Source organism: Streptomyces sp. NPDC008079, assembly GCF_042957385.1.
Taxonomy (GTDB): domain Bacteria; phylum Actinomycetota; class Actinomycetes; order Streptomycetales; family Streptomycetaceae; genus Actinacidiphila.
Window position 1 is genome coordinate 111,847 of sequence record NZ_JBIBIC010000010.1, and the last position, 14,479, is coordinate 126,325.

The 14,479-nt window shown below is 71.2% G+C and carries 12 protein-coding genes and 1 pseudogene; 4 read left to right on the forward strand and 9 right to left on the reverse strand.

Annotated features, from left to right (window positions below; translation table 11 throughout):
• Positions 1-93 precede the first annotated feature (93 nt).
• The 7 genes and pseudogenes from ACFZAM_RS21845 to ACFZAM_RS21875 form a co-directional block, all read right to left on the reverse strand.
• Positions 94-1,770, reverse strand: coding sequence for an ABC transporter substrate-binding protein (locus ACFZAM_RS21845; protein WP_391048369.1), 1,677 nt, complete (start codon positions 1,768-1,770; stop codon positions 94-96).
• Positions 1,767-2,978 (reverse strand): ABC transporter ATP-binding protein, encoded by a 1,212-nt coding sequence (locus ACFZAM_RS21850; RefSeq protein ID WP_355333211.1) that lies wholly within the window; start codon positions 2,976-2,978, stop codon positions 1,767-1,769. Before ACFZAM_RS21850 ends, ACFZAM_RS21845 begins: the two co-directional genes overlap by 4 nt.
• Entirely contained in the window at positions 2,975-3,982 is a 1,008-nt protein-coding gene (locus tag ACFZAM_RS21855; RefSeq protein WP_391048662.1) for an oligopeptide/dipeptide ABC transporter ATP-binding protein, read from the reverse strand. Before ACFZAM_RS21855 ends, ACFZAM_RS21850 begins: the two co-directional genes overlap by 4 nt.
• A gap of 207 nt (positions 3,983-4,189) precedes the next feature.
• A pseudogene (locus ACFZAM_RS21860) lies at positions 4,190-5,032 on the reverse strand (ABC transporter permease); the annotation flags it as partial.
• Positions 5,033-5,035: 3 nt separating this feature from the next.
• Positions 5,036-6,010, reverse strand: coding sequence for an ABC transporter permease (locus ACFZAM_RS21865; protein WP_355333214.1), 975 nt, complete (start codon positions 6,008-6,010; stop codon positions 5,036-5,038).
• Between the two features lie 3 nt (positions 6,011-6,013).
• Positions 6,014-6,649, reverse strand: a complete 636-nt coding sequence (locus ACFZAM_RS21870) for a ThuA domain-containing protein (protein ID WP_391048373.1) — start codon at positions 6,647-6,649, stop codon at positions 6,014-6,016.
• 16 nt (positions 6,650-6,665) lie between these two features.
• Positions 6,666-7,745: a Gfo/Idh/MocA family oxidoreductase gene (locus tag ACFZAM_RS21875; protein ID WP_391048375.1), complete on the reverse strand. Its 1,080-nt coding sequence runs from the start codon at positions 7,743-7,745 to the stop codon at positions 6,666-6,668.
• Between the two features lie 413 nt (positions 7,746-8,158).
• Between ACFZAM_RS21875 and ACFZAM_RS21880 the strand changes: the two genes are divergently transcribed.
• The gene (locus tag ACFZAM_RS21880) at positions 8,159-9,103 is read left to right on the forward strand and encodes a zinc-binding dehydrogenase (protein ID WP_391048377.1); all 945 of its coding nucleotides are present in this window, start codon (positions 8,159-8,161) and stop codon (positions 9,101-9,103) included.
• A 95-nt stretch (positions 9,104-9,198) separates the two neighbouring features.
• On the opposite strand, the gene ACFZAM_RS21885 is transcribed toward ACFZAM_RS21880, so the two are convergent.
• Positions 9,199-9,960 (reverse strand): GntR family transcriptional regulator, encoded by a 762-nt coding sequence (locus tag ACFZAM_RS21885; protein ID WP_355333224.1) that lies wholly within the window; start codon positions 9,958-9,960, stop codon positions 9,199-9,201.
• 187 nt (positions 9,961-10,147) lie between these two features.
• Here ACFZAM_RS21885 and ACFZAM_RS21890 point away from each other — a divergent pair, with 187 nt between their 5' ends.
• The 3 genes from ACFZAM_RS21890 (at position 10,148) to ACFZAM_RS21900 (ending at position 13,880) form a co-directional block, all read left to right on the forward strand.
• A complete protein-coding gene (locus ACFZAM_RS21890) occupies positions 10,148-10,828 on the forward strand; it encodes a PhzF family phenazine biosynthesis protein (RefSeq protein ID WP_391048380.1) in 681 nt (226 codons plus the stop codon).
• A 179-nt stretch (positions 10,829-11,007) separates the two neighbouring features.
• On the forward strand, positions 11,008-11,985 hold the full coding sequence (locus tag ACFZAM_RS21895) for a YhjD/YihY/BrkB family envelope integrity protein (protein ID WP_391048382.1): 978 nt from the start codon (positions 11,008-11,010) through the stop codon (positions 11,983-11,985).
• Positions 11,986-12,053: 68 nt separating this feature from the next.
• Positions 12,054-13,880 carry a glycoside hydrolase family 15 protein gene (locus ACFZAM_RS21900; RefSeq protein WP_391048385.1) on the forward strand — a complete coding sequence of 609 codons (1,827 nt, stop codon included), beginning with the start codon at positions 12,054-12,056 and terminating at the stop codon, positions 13,878-13,880.
• A 19-nt stretch (positions 13,881-13,899) separates the two neighbouring features.
• Here the strand turns inward: ACFZAM_RS21900 and ACFZAM_RS21905 are convergent, their stop codons facing one another.
• Positions 13,900-14,412: a hypothetical protein gene (locus ACFZAM_RS21905; RefSeq protein ID WP_391048387.1), complete on the reverse strand. Its 513-nt coding sequence runs from the start codon at positions 14,410-14,412 to the stop codon at positions 13,900-13,902.
• Between the last annotated feature and the right edge of the window lie 67 nt (positions 14,413-14,479).

Genomic DNA, 14,479 nt, shown 5'->3' on the forward strand with positions numbered 1-14,479 from the left:
TTCCTCACAGATGGCTTGGGGTCGTGCGTCGTGGCGTGGCTCGGCGGCCCCCGCCCCGGCCGCGGGAGGCGGGCCGGGCGGGGGCGGGGAGGGTCAGACGGGCTTGAGCCGCAGGGCGACGACGGGGTTGGGCACCGGGCTGAAGTACGGGTTCTGCGGTGTGGGGAACCCGGTGGCCTTGGCGGTGCTCCAGTTGCCGTAGCTGCCCCAATAGAACATCGGGATCCACGGCAGGTTCTCGACGAAGATCTCCTCGATCCTGTTGATGATCTGCTGCCGCTGCTCGTCCGTGGTCGCCTTGGGGTACTCGGTGAACAGCGTCGCGGCCTCGGCGTTCTGGAACCGCTCGATGTTCTGGAAGGTCGGCGTCGCCTTGCCGACCGGGTAGTACAGATTCGGGTTGATCGTGTCGTTGTAGTACGAGAAGGCGCGCGGCGCGGAGTTGACCGGGTAGCCCATCGTGGAGTCGAAGTTCCCCTTGGACGTGAGCCCGTTGATGTCGTTGACCGTGGTCGTGTCGACGTTGAGCTTGATGCCGATGTCCTTGAGCTGCGAGACCAGCACCTGCACGCGCGCGGCGATGTCGGTGTACGCGGAGGGGAAGCTGATCGAGAACTCGACGCGCTTGCCGTCCTTGCGGTAGTAGCCGTCGCCGCCTTTGGCGTATCCGGCGTCGGTCAGCGTCTTGTGCGCCTTGTCGACGTCCTGGACGAAGTCGACTCCCTTGTACCGGGGGGCGATCGAGGAGGTGTAGGCGGGCATCGGCAGACCGGTGACGCTGGTCGCGGGCGGCGCGCCGCTGGCCGCGCCGACCTGTTTGCGGTTCACACCGAGGCTGATCGCCCTGCGCACCGCGATGTCGCTGAGCGGCCAGCGCTCCAGGTTGGGGATGATGCCGTCGGTTCCGGCGATCGGCGCCCAGTAGTTGTAGTGCTTGTTCCGGCTGAGATACGTCTTGTCGGCATTGGCGATGTACGTGCCGCCCCAGTCCGCGAGGCCCTGGACGAGCGCGTTGGTCATGCTCTCGTTGTCCTTGTACGCCACGAACCGCAGCGAGCTGATCTCCGCCTTCGGCTGCCAGTAGTCCTCGTTGCGCACCAGCAGGAAGCTCTGCGCGGAGAACGACGACAGCTTGAACGGCCCGGTCCCCACGGGGTTCTTGTCGGTGTACGTCGTCGGGTCCTTGACCTTCGACCACAGGTGCTGGGGGACGATCGGCGCCGACACGATGTTGGTGAAGTGCTGCTCGGAGGGCGCGGGGAAGGCGAAGACGACCTGCGCCGGACCGGGCGCGGTGACCGAACTGAAGTCGATGCCCAGCAGGTTGAGCCCCGGATACCGCTTGAGCATTGAGTACGTGAAGACGACGTCGTCGGCGGAGAACGGGGTGCCGTCCGTCCACTTCACACCGGTCCGGAGCTCCATCGTCAGCGTCTTGTTGCCGTCCGACCAGCGCCAGGACTTGGCGAGCCACGGCAGGTCGCGCCCGATGTCGACGGTGTTGATCTGCACCAGCGGCTCGTAGATGAAGCCGCCCTGGCCCTGCGGGGTGTAGGTGAGGCTCTGCGCGGTGTTGGCCAGGAACGGGTTGAAGACCTGGGTGAGGTTGTCGGACTGGCCCGCCACGGTGAGCGTGCCCTTGGCGGAGCCCGAGCCTCCCGCGGTTCCCGAACAGGCCGACAGGGCAAGGGTTCCCGCGCCCGCGAGGGCGCCTGCGAGAAGACCGCGTCTCGTCATTCCTGACGCGATCGACGACTGCGTTGTGGTCACTGTGCGTCTGCTCCTTCGGAGGTGGGGACAGCGGAATCGGGTGTGGGGAGAGCGGGTTCGTCGACAGTGGGGTCGGTGACCGAGGGGTCGGTGCCGGCAGGCCGCGCGGCGGAGGCGGTGACGGCCGCCGCGTTCTCGGCGCGCCGCCCGCGCGCCTGCTCGTCGTCCGCGTACAGCCAGCAGCGGGCGGTGTGGCCGTCGGTCAGGTCGAAGGACGGCGGGATGTCGGTGGCGCAGCGCTCCATCGCGTACGGACAGCGCGGGTGGAAACGGCAGCCGCCCGGCGGGGAGATGAGGCTGGGCGGCTGCCCGATGTCCTTGACCCGCGCGGCGCCGCCCCGCGAGGGATCGGGCGCGGAGGCGATCAGGAGCTGGGTGTACGGGTGCGCCGCCTGCTGGGTGACCGCTTCCGAGGGGCCGGTCTCGATGACCTCGCCCGCGTACATCACGGCGGTGTCGGCCGCGAAGTACCGCGCGGAGGCGATGTCGTGGGTGACGTACAGCATCGCGACGTTGCGTTCCTCGGTGAGGCGGCGCAGCAGGTTGAGGATGCCGAGGCGGATGGAGACGTCGAGGCTGGAGACCGGTTCGTCGGCGAGGAACACCTCGGGGTCGGCCGCCAGGGCGCGGGCGATGGAGAGCCGCTGGAGCTGGCCGCCGGACAGTTCGTGCGGGTACTTCTCGGTGAACTGCCGTGGCGGCACGAGGTTGATCTGCTGGAGCAGGTCGTCGATGACGGCGGTCTGCTCCTTGCCGCGCTTGCCGGGGTGGTGGATGGCCACCGCGCGCTTGAGGGTGCCCGCGATGGTGGCGACCGGGTTGAAGGACGCGAAGGGGTCCTGGAGGATCAACTGCACCTGGCGGACGTGGTCGCGAAAGGCCCGGCCGCGCGGCGACTTCACGGGGACGCCGTGCAGCCGCACCTCCCCGCCGGTGACCGGGTAGAGCTGGGCGAGCAGCCGGGCCAGCGTCGACTTGCCGGAGCCCGACTCGCCGACCAGCGCGGTGATCCGGCCCGCGTACAGGCTCAGGCTGACGTTCTCCACGGCGTGCACGACCTGCGGGGCCGCGCCGCGGCGCAGGCGTCCGCCGCGTACCGGGAAGTGCTTGGTCACGTTGACCGCTTCGAGCACCGGCCGGGCGCCGTCCGCGGCGCGGCCGTCGCGGGCGGCGGCCCCGGCGTTCTTCTTCGTCACGTCGCCGCTCATCGCATCTCACCTGTCACGAGTCGGTCCTGGTTCTGGGCGCCGTCCGCGTGCAGCAGGCAGGCGGCGTGCGAGGTGGCGCCGTCCGGCCCGGTGATCCGCAGGAGCGGCGGTACGTGGCTCCCGCAGGCGTCGAAGGCGAGCGGGCAGCGCGGCTGGAAGGCGCAGCCGCTGGGCAGCCTGCGCAGGTCGGGCGGCGAGCCGACGATGCCGGTCAGCTCCCGCTTGGGGCCGCCGAGGGTCGGGAAGGACGCCAGCAGGCCCCGGCTGTAAGGGTGTTGGGGGCGGCGGTAGAAGTCGTCGGCCGCCGCCGTCTCGACGATCTTGCCGCCGTACATCACGGCGATCGTGTCGGAGAGTTCGATCAGCAGCGACAGGTCGTGGGTGATGAAGACGACCGAGAAGCCGAGCCGGTCCTTCAGCTCCATGATCTTCTCGATGATCTGCCGCTGGATGACGACGTCGAGCGCGGTCGTCGGCTCGTCCATCACGATGATCTCGGGGTCGAGCGCGAGGCCGATCGCGATCATCGCGCGCTGCCGCATGCCGCCGGACAGCTCGTGCGGGTAGGAGCCCGCCCGGTCGGCGGGGATGCCGACGATGCCGAGGAGTTCGACCACCCGGGCGGCCCGTTCCTGCCGGGTCATCCGCGGCCGGTGCGCGACGATGACGTCCTCGATCTGCTCGCCGATCCGCATGATCGGGTTGAGCGCGTGCATGGCCGACTGGAAGACGATCGACAGCTCCTCCCAGCGAAAGCCCCGCAGTTCGGCGTCGCCCATCGCGAGCACGTCCACGGTGTCGCCGTCGGGCTTGGTGTAGACGATCCGGCCCTGGGTGATCTCGGCGGGCGGCTTGTGCAGCCGGGTGATGGCGTACGCGAGGGTGGACTTGCCCGAGCCCGACTCGCCCGCGATGCCGAGGACTTCGCCGCGCCGCAGGGTGAACGACACGTCGCTGACCGCCGGGGTGCGCTCACCGCCGTCACCGACGTACTCCACCCGCAGGTCGCGGACGTCGAGGACGACGTCGGTGCTGTCCGGGGTGAAGGGCGTGACCTCGGTGCGGCGTTCGGCCGGGGCGTGGTTCTTGATCCGGCGGGCGCGTTTGGCGGCGACCTGGCCGCGCTGGGCCTTCTTGGTGCCGATCCCGGCCTGGCGCAGCCGGGGGTTGATGAACTCGTCGATGCCGAAGTTGACCAGCGACAGGGCGGTGCCGAGCAGGGCGATGGCCAGGCCGGCGGGGACGAACCACCACCAGGCGCCGGTCAGCAGCGCGCTGCCGGTCTGGGCCCAGTACAGGATCGTGCCCCACGACCACTGGGTGACGTCGGCGAGGCCGAGGAAGGCCAGAGTCGCCTGGGTGAGGATCGCGAAGTTGACGGTGCCGAGGAAGGACGCGGCGATCACCGCGAGCTGGTTCGGCAGGATGTCCTTGAGGATGATCCGCCAGGTCTTGTCGCCGGTGGCGCGGGCGGCCTCCACGAAGTCGCGTTTGCGCAGCGAGAGCGTCTGCGCCCGCAGCACCCGCGCTCCCCAGGCCCAGCCGGTGAGCGTGATGACCAGGATGATGCCGAGCGAGCCACTGTGCGGCAGATACGCGGCCAGGATGATCGTCAGCGGCACGCTGGGCAGCACCAGGAACACGTTGGCCAGCAGCGACAGCACTTCGTCACCGAGGCCGCCGACGTATCCGGCGGTGACGCCGACGATCACCGACAGGAAGGTGGCGAGGACCGCGGCGCCCAGGCCGACGAGCATCGAGGCGCGGGCGCCGTAGAGCATCTGCGACAGGACGTCCTGGCCGTTCTGGGTGGTGCCGAGCCAGTGCGCGGTGGACGGTCCCACGAGGGTGTCGTCGCTGACCGTCGAGGGGTCGTACGGCGAGATCCACGGCGCGACGACGGCCAGGACGACGAAGACCAGCACGACCGCGAGGCCGATGAGGGTCAGCGGTGAGCGCAGCAGGCGCGACCGGAGGCGGGCGGGTCCGCCCGCGGGCTCGGCGGCGGTGTCGGCGGTGTCCGCCTCGGCGAGGGCGGCGGCTTGCACGGCCATGGATCAGCTCTCCCTTGTCCTCGGGTCGAGGAACACGTACGCGATGTCGGCGATCAGGTTGGCGATCAGCACCAGCACGGTGATGAGCAGGAAGATCGCGGACATCAGCGGGTAGTCGGCCGCCTGTGCGGCCTTGAACAGCACCGACCCGATGCCGGGGTAGTTGAAGACGACCTCGGTGACGATGGAGCCGCCGATCACGAAGCCGAGCGACATGGCGAAGCCGGAGAAGGACGGCAGCATCGCGTTGCGGGCGGCGTAGGTGTACATCACCCGGCGCCTGGGGAGCCCCTTGGCCTCGGCGAGCCGTACGTAGTCCTCGCTGAGCGTGGTGACCATCATGTTGCGCATGCTGATCAGCCAGCCGCCCACGGAGGCGACGGTGATGGTGACGGCGGGCAGGACGGCGTAGTTGATCGCGCTGCCGATGAACCCGGCGTTCAGGCCGATGGTCTGGTCGAGCCCGTAACCGCCGGACAGCGGGAACCACTTGAGGGTGATCGCGAAGACGTACACGATCATGATCGCGAACCAGAAGTACGGGATCGACGACAGGAAGGTGGTGATCGGTATCAGCGAGTCGAGCCAGGTGCCGCGCTTCCAGCCGACGAGCATGCCGAGCGTGGTGCCGATGACGAAGCCGAGCACCGTGCAGATGGTGACCAGGATCAGCGTCCAGTACATGCTCTGCCCGAGCACGGTGCTCACCTGCGACGGGTAGTAGGCGTACGAGGTGCCGAAGTCGCCGGTGAAGATGCTGTGCCAGTAACTGACGTACTGCTCCCACAGGTTCTTGTCGGACTCGCCGAACAGCACCCGCAGGGCCTGGACCGCGGAGGGGCTGAGCTTCCCGTGGAACTGCTGGATCAGGTTGTCCGCGGGGTTTCCCGGCATGACGCGCGGGATGACGAAGTTGAGGCTGATGGCCGCCCACGCCGTGAGCAGGTAGAAACAGATCTTCCGGAAAAGGATGCGCATGGGTCAGTTCCCTCGGGCTTCGAGGCGGCACGCCCAGCGGGCCGCGCGCCGGACGAGAAGGCGCACGGCGGGTTCTCCCCAGCTCCGCATGTCGTGGCCCAACTGGAGGTAGCAGACACGTCCGTCCCCGAATTCGCGGACGTGCAGCAGGGGTTCGGTGCCGCCGGGGGTCGTACGGCGGGCGAGGGTGAGCACGCCGGGCGCGGTCTCGACGTGGTAGTGCTCGTGCGTCAGCTCGAACGGCGGTATTCCGGCGGTCACTTCGTGTGCGCCGTCGAGGGTGACGGTGAACCGGCTCTCGTGGGGCGGTGGCCCGTGCGAGACGTACCGGCTGCCGACCAGGTCGAACAGGTCCGCGTCCACGGTGGTGGAGTGCAGGGCGATCAGTCCGGCGCCGCCGCGGACCGCGCGGGCCAGGCTCGCGCGCTGTGCGTCGGTGAAGCGGCCCAAGGCCGTGTAGAGCACGATGAGTTCGGCGTCGACCGGGCCGTCGAAGCGGCCGGTGCCGACGGCGGTACGGGTGACGAATCCCTCGTCGGTCAGCAGCGTCCGCACTTCGCGCGCGGCGGTGAAGAGGTCTTCGTGGACGTCGTCGCCGCTGAAGACGGCGAGGGCGGTGGGGCTGGCGGTTCTCGGCATCGTCGGGCCGCTCGTTTCAGTAGGTGGAGCGCAGTTCGCCGGTAGGGCTCCAGTAGCCCTGCGCACGCCCGCTGAGCAGGGCGTTGTCCATGCGGTCGAGCGGCAGCGGCACGCGCCGCCGGGACCGGCTGCTCTCGTAGGTCGCGAAGACCAGTTCGGCGCCGCGCAGGCCGTGCTCGGCGTCGAGGGCGGGCTTGCCGCCGGTGCGCAGGCTGTCGACCGCGTCCCGCACCGCCTCGGCCGTGGCGGCCACGATCGCCGGGTCGACGCCGCGGTCCCAGGTGCGGGAGTCGGTGTCGAAGGGTGAGTCGTGGACCAGGTCGTCCTTGCCGAAGCGCTGGATCAGGCAGCGCGCGCCGCGGATGTCGGCGCGCCCGCGGGTGCCCTGGATGATCAGCCCCAGGTTGTTCTGGAGGTTGAGGACCGGGGTGTGCGGTTCGCGTCCGGTGGAGACCACCGCGCGGACGCCGTCGGCCCAGCCGATCTGGGTGACCGACGCGGTCTCGACGAAGGCGCCGTACACATAGCGGTCGAGCGTCACGTCGAGTTGGCCGAAGACCCACTCCGGTGCGGTGTCGCCGCGGTGGAAGAGGATCAGGTCGAGGATGTGGGTGCCCCAGTCGAACAGGTTCGGGCAGTACCCCTCGATGGTCACGACCTCGCCGATCTCGCCCCCGGCGATGGCTTCGCGGGCGAAGCGCTGCACGGCCTCGAAGCGGCGCTGGAGGTTGTAGGTCAGTTGCGTGCCGGCGTCGGCCGCGACCCGGGTCATCTCCAGGGCCTCGCCGTACGACAGCGCGACCGGCTTCTCGCAGTGCACCGCGCGGACCCCGGCCGCCGCCGCGGCCCGGACGATCTCCGGGTGCAGGGCGGGCGGTGTGCAGACGCTGACGACGTCGGGCCGTTCCAGGACGAGCAGTTCGCGGTAGTCGCGGTACGTCCGCGGTACGCCCAGCTCCCCCGCCAGGTCCTCCGCGGTCCGCTCGTCGACGTCGGCGAGGGCGACGAGCTCGACGCCCGGCACCGCCCTCAGGCCGAGGCCGTGCACCCGGCCCTGCGAACCCGCGCCGATGACTGCCGCGGTGACGGATGCCATCCGCTCTCCTCCCCTGAGTCCCGCCTGAAGTGAGTCCCGCCAGGACCGCTTCCGGGGCTGTCGAGGGCCCGGACAGCGGTCGTTGGGTATGTGCCAAATCCATACCACTTGCCGCCATCGTAATACGAAAGCCGGTCCTGTCTAGAGGGTGAAGCAGACCAGAATGCCGGGGAAACCGGGCGCACTTCGCACTTTTCAGCCACAGACAGGCACAATTCCGCCGTCACCCCGGCCGGATTCCTACGACACCACTACTGACCACATAGGACCACTTCGCTACGCTGGTCCCCGGTCGTCACCGACCCCGTCACCCCGCTCGGCCCGCCATCCCCGCCCAGCCGTCACATCACCAGCCGTCACACCACCAGCCGTCACACCACCAGCCCTTACACCACTCAGGCCAGGAGATCCGTATGAAGATCAGTCAGCTCGTCGGCCCGCGCACCTCGGAGGTCGTCGCGGCCGACGACCCGGTCCCCGGCGCCGGCCAGGTGCTGGTCGAGGTGCTGGCCAGCGGGGTCTGCACCTCCGACATCGGGCCGTGGCTCTCGCACGACCCGGCCGCGCCGCCGGTCAGGCTGGGCCACGAGATCGTGGGGCGGGTGGTCGGCACCGGCCGGGACGCGGGCCGCTGGGCGCCGGGTGACCTGGTGACCGGGCTCGGCGGCGAGGGATTCGCGACGCTCGCCGTCATGGACGCGCACGCCGTCCTGCCGGTACCGGCCGGGATCGAACCCGCGCACGCGATCGGCGAACCGGTCGCCGACCTGGAGGAAGCGCTGTCCCGTACGGGCGTGCGCGCGGGCGACCGGGTCGCCGTCGTCGGCCTCGGCTTCATGGGCCTCGGCCTGGTCCAGCTCGCCAAGCGGCACGCGCCGGGGCTGCTGGTGGGCGTCGACCCCGACCCGGCCCGCCGCGAGCGCGCCCTGCGGCTCGGCGCCGACCTCGTCTTCGCCCCCGACGACCTCCCGGAGGAGTACCGGAAGGACACCGGACGGGCCACCGACGCGCGGCTCGCCGTGGTCCTGGAGGCGACCGGCACGACGAGCGGGCTCGGCACGGCCGGCAGCCTGGTGCGGCCCTTCGGCACCCTGTGCGTCGTCGGCTACCACCACACCGGCGACGCGATGATGGACATGAACCTCTGGTACAAGGCCGTCACCGTCGTCAACGGCTTCTGCCCGGACCGCACCCGGCTGATGGGCGCCATGCGCGACGCGCTCGCGCTGATCGGCGAACGCCGCTTCAGCTACGCGCCGTTGATCACCCACCGCTTCGGCCTCGAAGGCGTGGACGACGCCTTCCGCGCCATGACGGCGGCCGGTCCCGACTTCGTCAAGGGAGTGCTGGTGCTCTGACCACGCGCACGGCTGAGGTCGGCACACCGGTCCGGCCTCAGCCCGCGGCTCAGCCGTACGAGCGCCCGCGGCTCAGCGGTACGGCCGCCCGCGGCTCAGCCGTGCGAGCGCGCGAAGGACGTACGCAGCCGGTACCGGTCGCCCGCGTACTGGATCGTGGACTCGAACAGCGGCTCCTCGTCGGAGCCGACCGCGATCTGGTGCATGACCAGAAGCGGATCGCCCGAGGCCATGTCGAGCTGTCCCGCGGCGCGGTCGTCGGCCTTGGTCGCCTCGATCGTGCTGTCCGCGCGGACCGGCTCGACCCCGGCGGCGGAAAGAGTCGCGTACAGCGAGCGGTCCGCGAAATCGACGTCCTCGATGCCGGGCACCAGAGCGAGCGGAATTCGCGTCAGGTCCAGCGCTATCGGAACACCGTCGAGCAGCCGTACCCGCTCCAGCCGGAACAGCGGAGTGCCGGGCGCGATACCGAGCCGCTCCGCCTCGTCGATGCTGGCCGGGCTCGCCTGTGCCATTAATACCTTGGAGTGCGGCTTCAACCCCATTCGTGCCGCGGTCTCGCTGAAGGATTCCAGGCTGTTCGGCCATTCCTTCTTCGGCGCCGACTGCGTCACGTACCAGCCACGGCCGTGGGACGCGCTGAGCACGCCCTCCTCCACCAGGTGACCCAGGGCTTTCCTCAGCGTGACCCGGCTGATGCCCAGTTGACGGCAGAGCTCCCGCTCGGGCGCCAGCCGCATTCCCGGCCTCAGCTCGCCCCGGTCGATTTCGCTGCGGATCAAATTCACCGCCTGGATCCACAGGGGTTCTGGATAGCCCGGCAGGATAACGCCCGCGACCTCGCGAGAGTCGTTCATACGTGAGGCCCCCATAATGACGCGCTCGCGACCTCCGGCCGCCGACGCCGTAACTGATGAACAGCGACGCTCAGGATAGCTTTCCGCCAGGTGGTCTGACCAGTTCCACGGGTCCCGGCGGCGGGACGGCCGGAACCGGCCGGTGCGAGCGGGTCCGCTCCCGCGCCCCGAATGCTTGAATGCCGGAGTGAATACGACATCGGGCGGCATCGATGTGCTGCGGGTCTTCTGCGGCCCCGACCGGCGGTACGGCAACCCGCTCGGCGTGGTCCGCGACGGCTCGCGCTACCCGGACCGCGCGGCACGGCAGGCCCTGGCCGGTGAACTCGGCTTCAGCGAAACGGTGTTCGTGGACGACCCGGAGCGCGGCGCGGTCGACATCTACACGCCGGGGCTGCGACTGCCCTTCGCCGGGCACCCGTTGGTCGGGGTCGCCTGGCTGCTCGACGTGGAGGTGCTCGAACCCGAGGTCGGGGAGGTCTTCACGCGCGACGACGGGGAGTTCACCTGGATCACCGTCCGCGCGGAGTGGGCGCCGCCGCGCACCCTGCGCGAGTACGCGCTGCCCGCCGAGGTCGACGCGCTGGACGTGCCGGAGCCGGGCGAGTGGGTGTACGCCTGGGCGTGGCAGGACGAGGCCGCCGGCCGGATCAGGGCGCGCGCCTTCCCCGGCCGCGGCGACGGCATCGACGAGGACGAGGCGACGGGCGCCGCCGCGCTGCTGCTCACCCGGCAGCTCGGCCGCGCGCTGCACATCACGCAGGGCCGGGGCTCGCAGATCCTCACCGCGCCCGGCCCTGACGGCACCGTCGAGATCGGCGGCCGGGTGTGTCTGGAGGCGGTCCTTCCCGCGCCGCGGGCCCGCTGAGCCCGGCGCTGGGCCCGGCGCGGAGGCCGTCCGTCGGCTCACAAGTCGCGCGTTCCCCGTACACCGCCTTGACTGGTGGCGTTCGTGGCGTTCGTCGCCGCCGTGTTCGCGGTGCTCGCGGTGCTCGCCATGTCCGCCCGTCACAACCGTGTCCGCCGTGTCCGCCGTGGAGGTCGCGTATGGCCGCCGCACCCTCCGGGCCCCCGGGCCGTGAGAAGGGCCGGGCCGACCGCGAGAAGGGCCTGGTCGGCCGTACGGTCGCGGGGGCGGCCGGGCGCGCGGCGCGCTGGAAGGCGCGCGGGCTGCGGCTGCGCCACGCGGCGGAACGCCGCTTCCCCGTCATCACCGAGCTGACCGCCCGCCTGCTGTCGGTGAATCTGCTGGACGCGGGCACCCGGCTGGCCGCCCAGCTCTTCCTGACCGCCGTCCCGCTGCTGTTCGTGGTCGCGGCCTTCGCGCCGAAGACCGTACGCGACCAGCTCGTGAGCACCGCGCGTAACGTCTTCGGCCTCACCGGGGCGTCGGACGAGCAGCTCAGGCAGGTCTACAGCGCGAACAGCGGGGATCTGCGCCAGACCATCGGGGTGATCGGCGTCCTGATGGCGCTGCTGTCCGCCACCGCGTGCAGCCGGGCGATGGCGCGGGTGTGCGAGCGGGCGTGGGGGCTGCCGCGCGCCTCGGTGCGGGTGGCGGTGTGGCGCTGGGTGGTGTGGATCGCCGCGTGGATGGTGGCGCTGGTGCTCCAGGGGCCGCTGCGCGACGGCTTCGGCGTCGGGCTGTGGCTCGGCCTGCCGCTGACCTTCCTCGCGGACGTCCTGGTGTGGTGGTGGACCCAGCGGCTGCTGCTGAGCAAGCGCGTCGCGTGGCTGCCGCTGCTGCCCGGCGCGATCCTCACCGCACTGGCGATGACGGCCCTGTCGGTGACCGCCCGCCTCTACATGCCGACCGCCCTCAACCGCAGCCTGGCCAATTACGGCTCCCTGGGGTCGGTCTTCACGATGCTGTCCTGGCTGATCGCGATCTGCGCGGTGCTGACCTTCACCATCACCGCGGGCGCCGTGCTGGCCTCCGAGCCGCCGCTGGCCTCCCTCCTCGGACCCGCCGGCGGCACGGACCCGCGATCGCGCCGGAATGCCGGTGCCGACCGCGTCATCTAGCGTGGTCAAGGCGGGGGGACGCCTCGCGGCGGGCGCACCGCGGCGGGGGAACGGCGAAAGGTGCCCTCATGCGTCGCTACCCGCCGATCGCGGACCACGGCCTCATCGGAGACCTCCAGACCAGCGCGCTGGTGTCGTCGCGGGGCGTCGTCGACTGGTTCTGCGCGCCGCGCTTCGACTCGCCGAGCGTCTTCGCCTCGCTCCTCGACCACGACCGCGGCGGCTACTTCTCGATCGCGGCCGCGAGCCCTGAGGCGAGGGTCAGGCAGCTCTATCTGCCGGACACCGCGGTGCTCGTCACCCGCTTCATGACCCCCGACGGCGTCGGCGAGGTCATCGACTTCATGCCGGTGGACCGGCCGGAGACCGCCACCGACCGGCACCGGCTGCTGCGCGTCATGCGGGTGGTGCGCGGCACGGTCCGCTTCGCCCTGGAGTGCAGGCCGCGCTTCGACTACGGCCGCTGCGACCACCGGCTGCACGTGAGCGACGACGGCACGGCCAGATTCGGCGCGTCGGGGGCGTGGGCGTACCTCCAGCCGGTCGGCCCGCTGGACCTCGAACGCGACGAGGAGGACGTCCGGGCCGCGGTCACGCTGGAGCAGGGCGAGATGGCCGCCGCGGTGCTGACGGTGTGCGCGGCGCACGGCGAGCCGCCCGAGCCGGTGACGGTGGACGGCCTGCGGGCGGAATTCGACGGGGTGCGGGAGTTCTGGCACGGCTGGATCCGGCAGTGCCGCTACCGGGGCCGCTGGCAGCAGGCGGTGAACCGCTCGGCGATCACCTTGAAGCTGCTCACGTACGCGCCGACCGGCGCTCCGGTCGCCGCCGCCACCATGGGCCTGCCGGAGCAGGTCGGCGGCGAGCGCAACTGGGACTACCGCTATACGTGGGTCAGGGACGCGTCGCTGTCGGTGAACGCGCTGGTCGACCTCGGTTTCACCGCGGAGGCGGACGCCTTCCGCCGCTGGCTCGGCGGGCGGCTGCGCGCGGGCGGCACGGTCACCGGCGAGCCGTTGCAGATCATGTACCGGGTGGACGGCGACCCGCACCTGGCCGAGGAGACGCTGGACCACTTCGAGGGCTACCGCGGCTCCGCGCCCGTCCGGCTCGGCAACGGGGCCGCCGACCAGCTCCAGCTCGACATCTACGGCGAGGCCGTGCACGCCCTGTCCCGGTCGCAGGACATCGCCCAGCTCGCCGGGTGGGAGGGCTGGCGGGCCTTCTCCGGGCTGCTGGACTGGCTGGCCGCGCACTGGGACCGCGCGGACGAGGGCATCTGGGAGACCCGCGGCGGGCGGCAGGACTTCACGTACAGCCGTCTGATGTGCTGGTCGGCCTTCGACCGCGGCATCCGGCTGGCCGCGGAACTCGCCAGGCCCGCCGATCTGGAGACCTGGACGACGGCGCGCGACACGATCATGGAACAGGTCATGGACCGCGGCTGGAGCGAGAAGCGGCACGCCTTCGTGCAGCACTACGGCAGCGAGGTGCTGGACGCGTCGCTGCTGCTGATGCCGGAGGTCGGCTTCGTCGCGCCGAAGGAGCCGCGCTGGCTGTCGACGCTGGACGCGATGGACCAGGAGCTGGTCTCCGACAGCCTCGTCTACCGCTACGACCCGGGCGCGTCCCCCGACGGGCTGCGCGGCGGCGAGGGCACCTTCTCGCTGTGCAGCTTCCTGTACGTCGGCGCGCTCGCCCGCGCCGGGCGCCTGGGCCCGGCCCGTTACGCCTTCGACAAGATGCTCACCTACGCCAACCACGTCGGCCTGTTCGCCGAGGAGATCGGGCCGACGGGTGAGCAACTGGGCAACTTCCCGCAGGCGTTCACGCATCTGTCGCTGATCACGGCGGCGACGGCGCTGGACGAGGAGCTGGACAGGTCCGAGTCCTGACCGCCGGGCCCTGCCGCCGTCAGGCAGTCGTCGGGCCGCCGCCGTGGACGGTGGTGCTCCTGATGTCGCGGCCCTGGATGACCGGGGCGTGGAACACCCCGCCGTTGACGGTGTTGTTGACGACGCTGACCGAGCCACGGCCGGCCGCCGGGGCCAACTCCTCCAGCAGCAGCCGCAGTTCAGCGGCGGCGGCCGGGTCGTCCCGCAGGACGCGGCGCAGCCGGGTGCGCCAGCCCGCCTCGATGTCGGCGGCGGCGTCCGCGTCCCCCGAGTCCCTGGCGGCCGTCAACTCGGCGCGGGAGAGCTGGAGTTCGTCGAGAGCGGCGGTCTCGTCCCCGGCGCGTGCGGCGGCCCCGGTCGTACCGTCGTCGGCTGCCGTACCGTCCTCGGCCGCCGCCCCGGCGCTGCCGCCGCTGCCGCGTGCGAGGAACCGCGCCAGCCGGTCCCGTACCTGTGTCCAGGCGTCGGACGCCATCAGTGTGACCACCTGCGTCGCGCCCGACGCGGCCAGTGCCGCCAACTCCGCGTCCACGGAGCCCCCCTTCGTCCGCCGCCCCGCTCATCCGCGGGGCCGCCGCCACCAGCGTAGGGCGGTCGGG

Excerpts from the sequence above, each read along its gene's own strand:
- ACFZAM_RS21850 (WP_355333211.1), bottom strand. The coding sequence starts at position 2,978 with ATGAGCGGCGACGTGACGAAGAAGAACGCCGGGGCCGCCGCCCGCGAC.
- ACFZAM_RS21865 (WP_355333214.1), bottom strand. The coding sequence starts at position 6,010 with ATGCGCATCCTTTTCCGGAAGATCTGTTTCTACCTGCTCACGGCGTGG.
- ACFZAM_RS21870 (WP_391048373.1), bottom strand. The coding sequence starts at position 6,649 with ATGCCGAGAACCGCCAGCCCCACCGCCCTCGCCGTCTTCAGCGGCGAC.
- ACFZAM_RS21875 (WP_391048375.1), bottom strand. The coding sequence starts at position 7,745 with ATGGCATCCGTCACCGCGGCAGTCATCGGCGCGGGTTCGCAGGGCCGG.
- ACFZAM_RS21880 (WP_391048377.1), top strand. The coding sequence starts at position 8,159 with ATGAAGATCAGTCAGCTCGTCGGCCCGCGCACCTCGGAGGTCGTCGCG.
- ACFZAM_RS21885 (WP_355333224.1), bottom strand. The coding sequence starts at position 9,960 with ATGAACGACTCTCGCGAGGTCGCGGGCGTTATCCTGCCGGGCTATCCA.
- ACFZAM_RS21895 (WP_391048382.1), top strand. The coding sequence starts at position 11,008 with ATGGCCGCCGCACCCTCCGGGCCCCCGGGCCGTGAGAAGGGCCGGGCC.
- ACFZAM_RS21900 (WP_391048385.1), top strand. The coding sequence starts at position 12,054 with ATGCGTCGCTACCCGCCGATCGCGGACCACGGCCTCATCGGAGACCTC.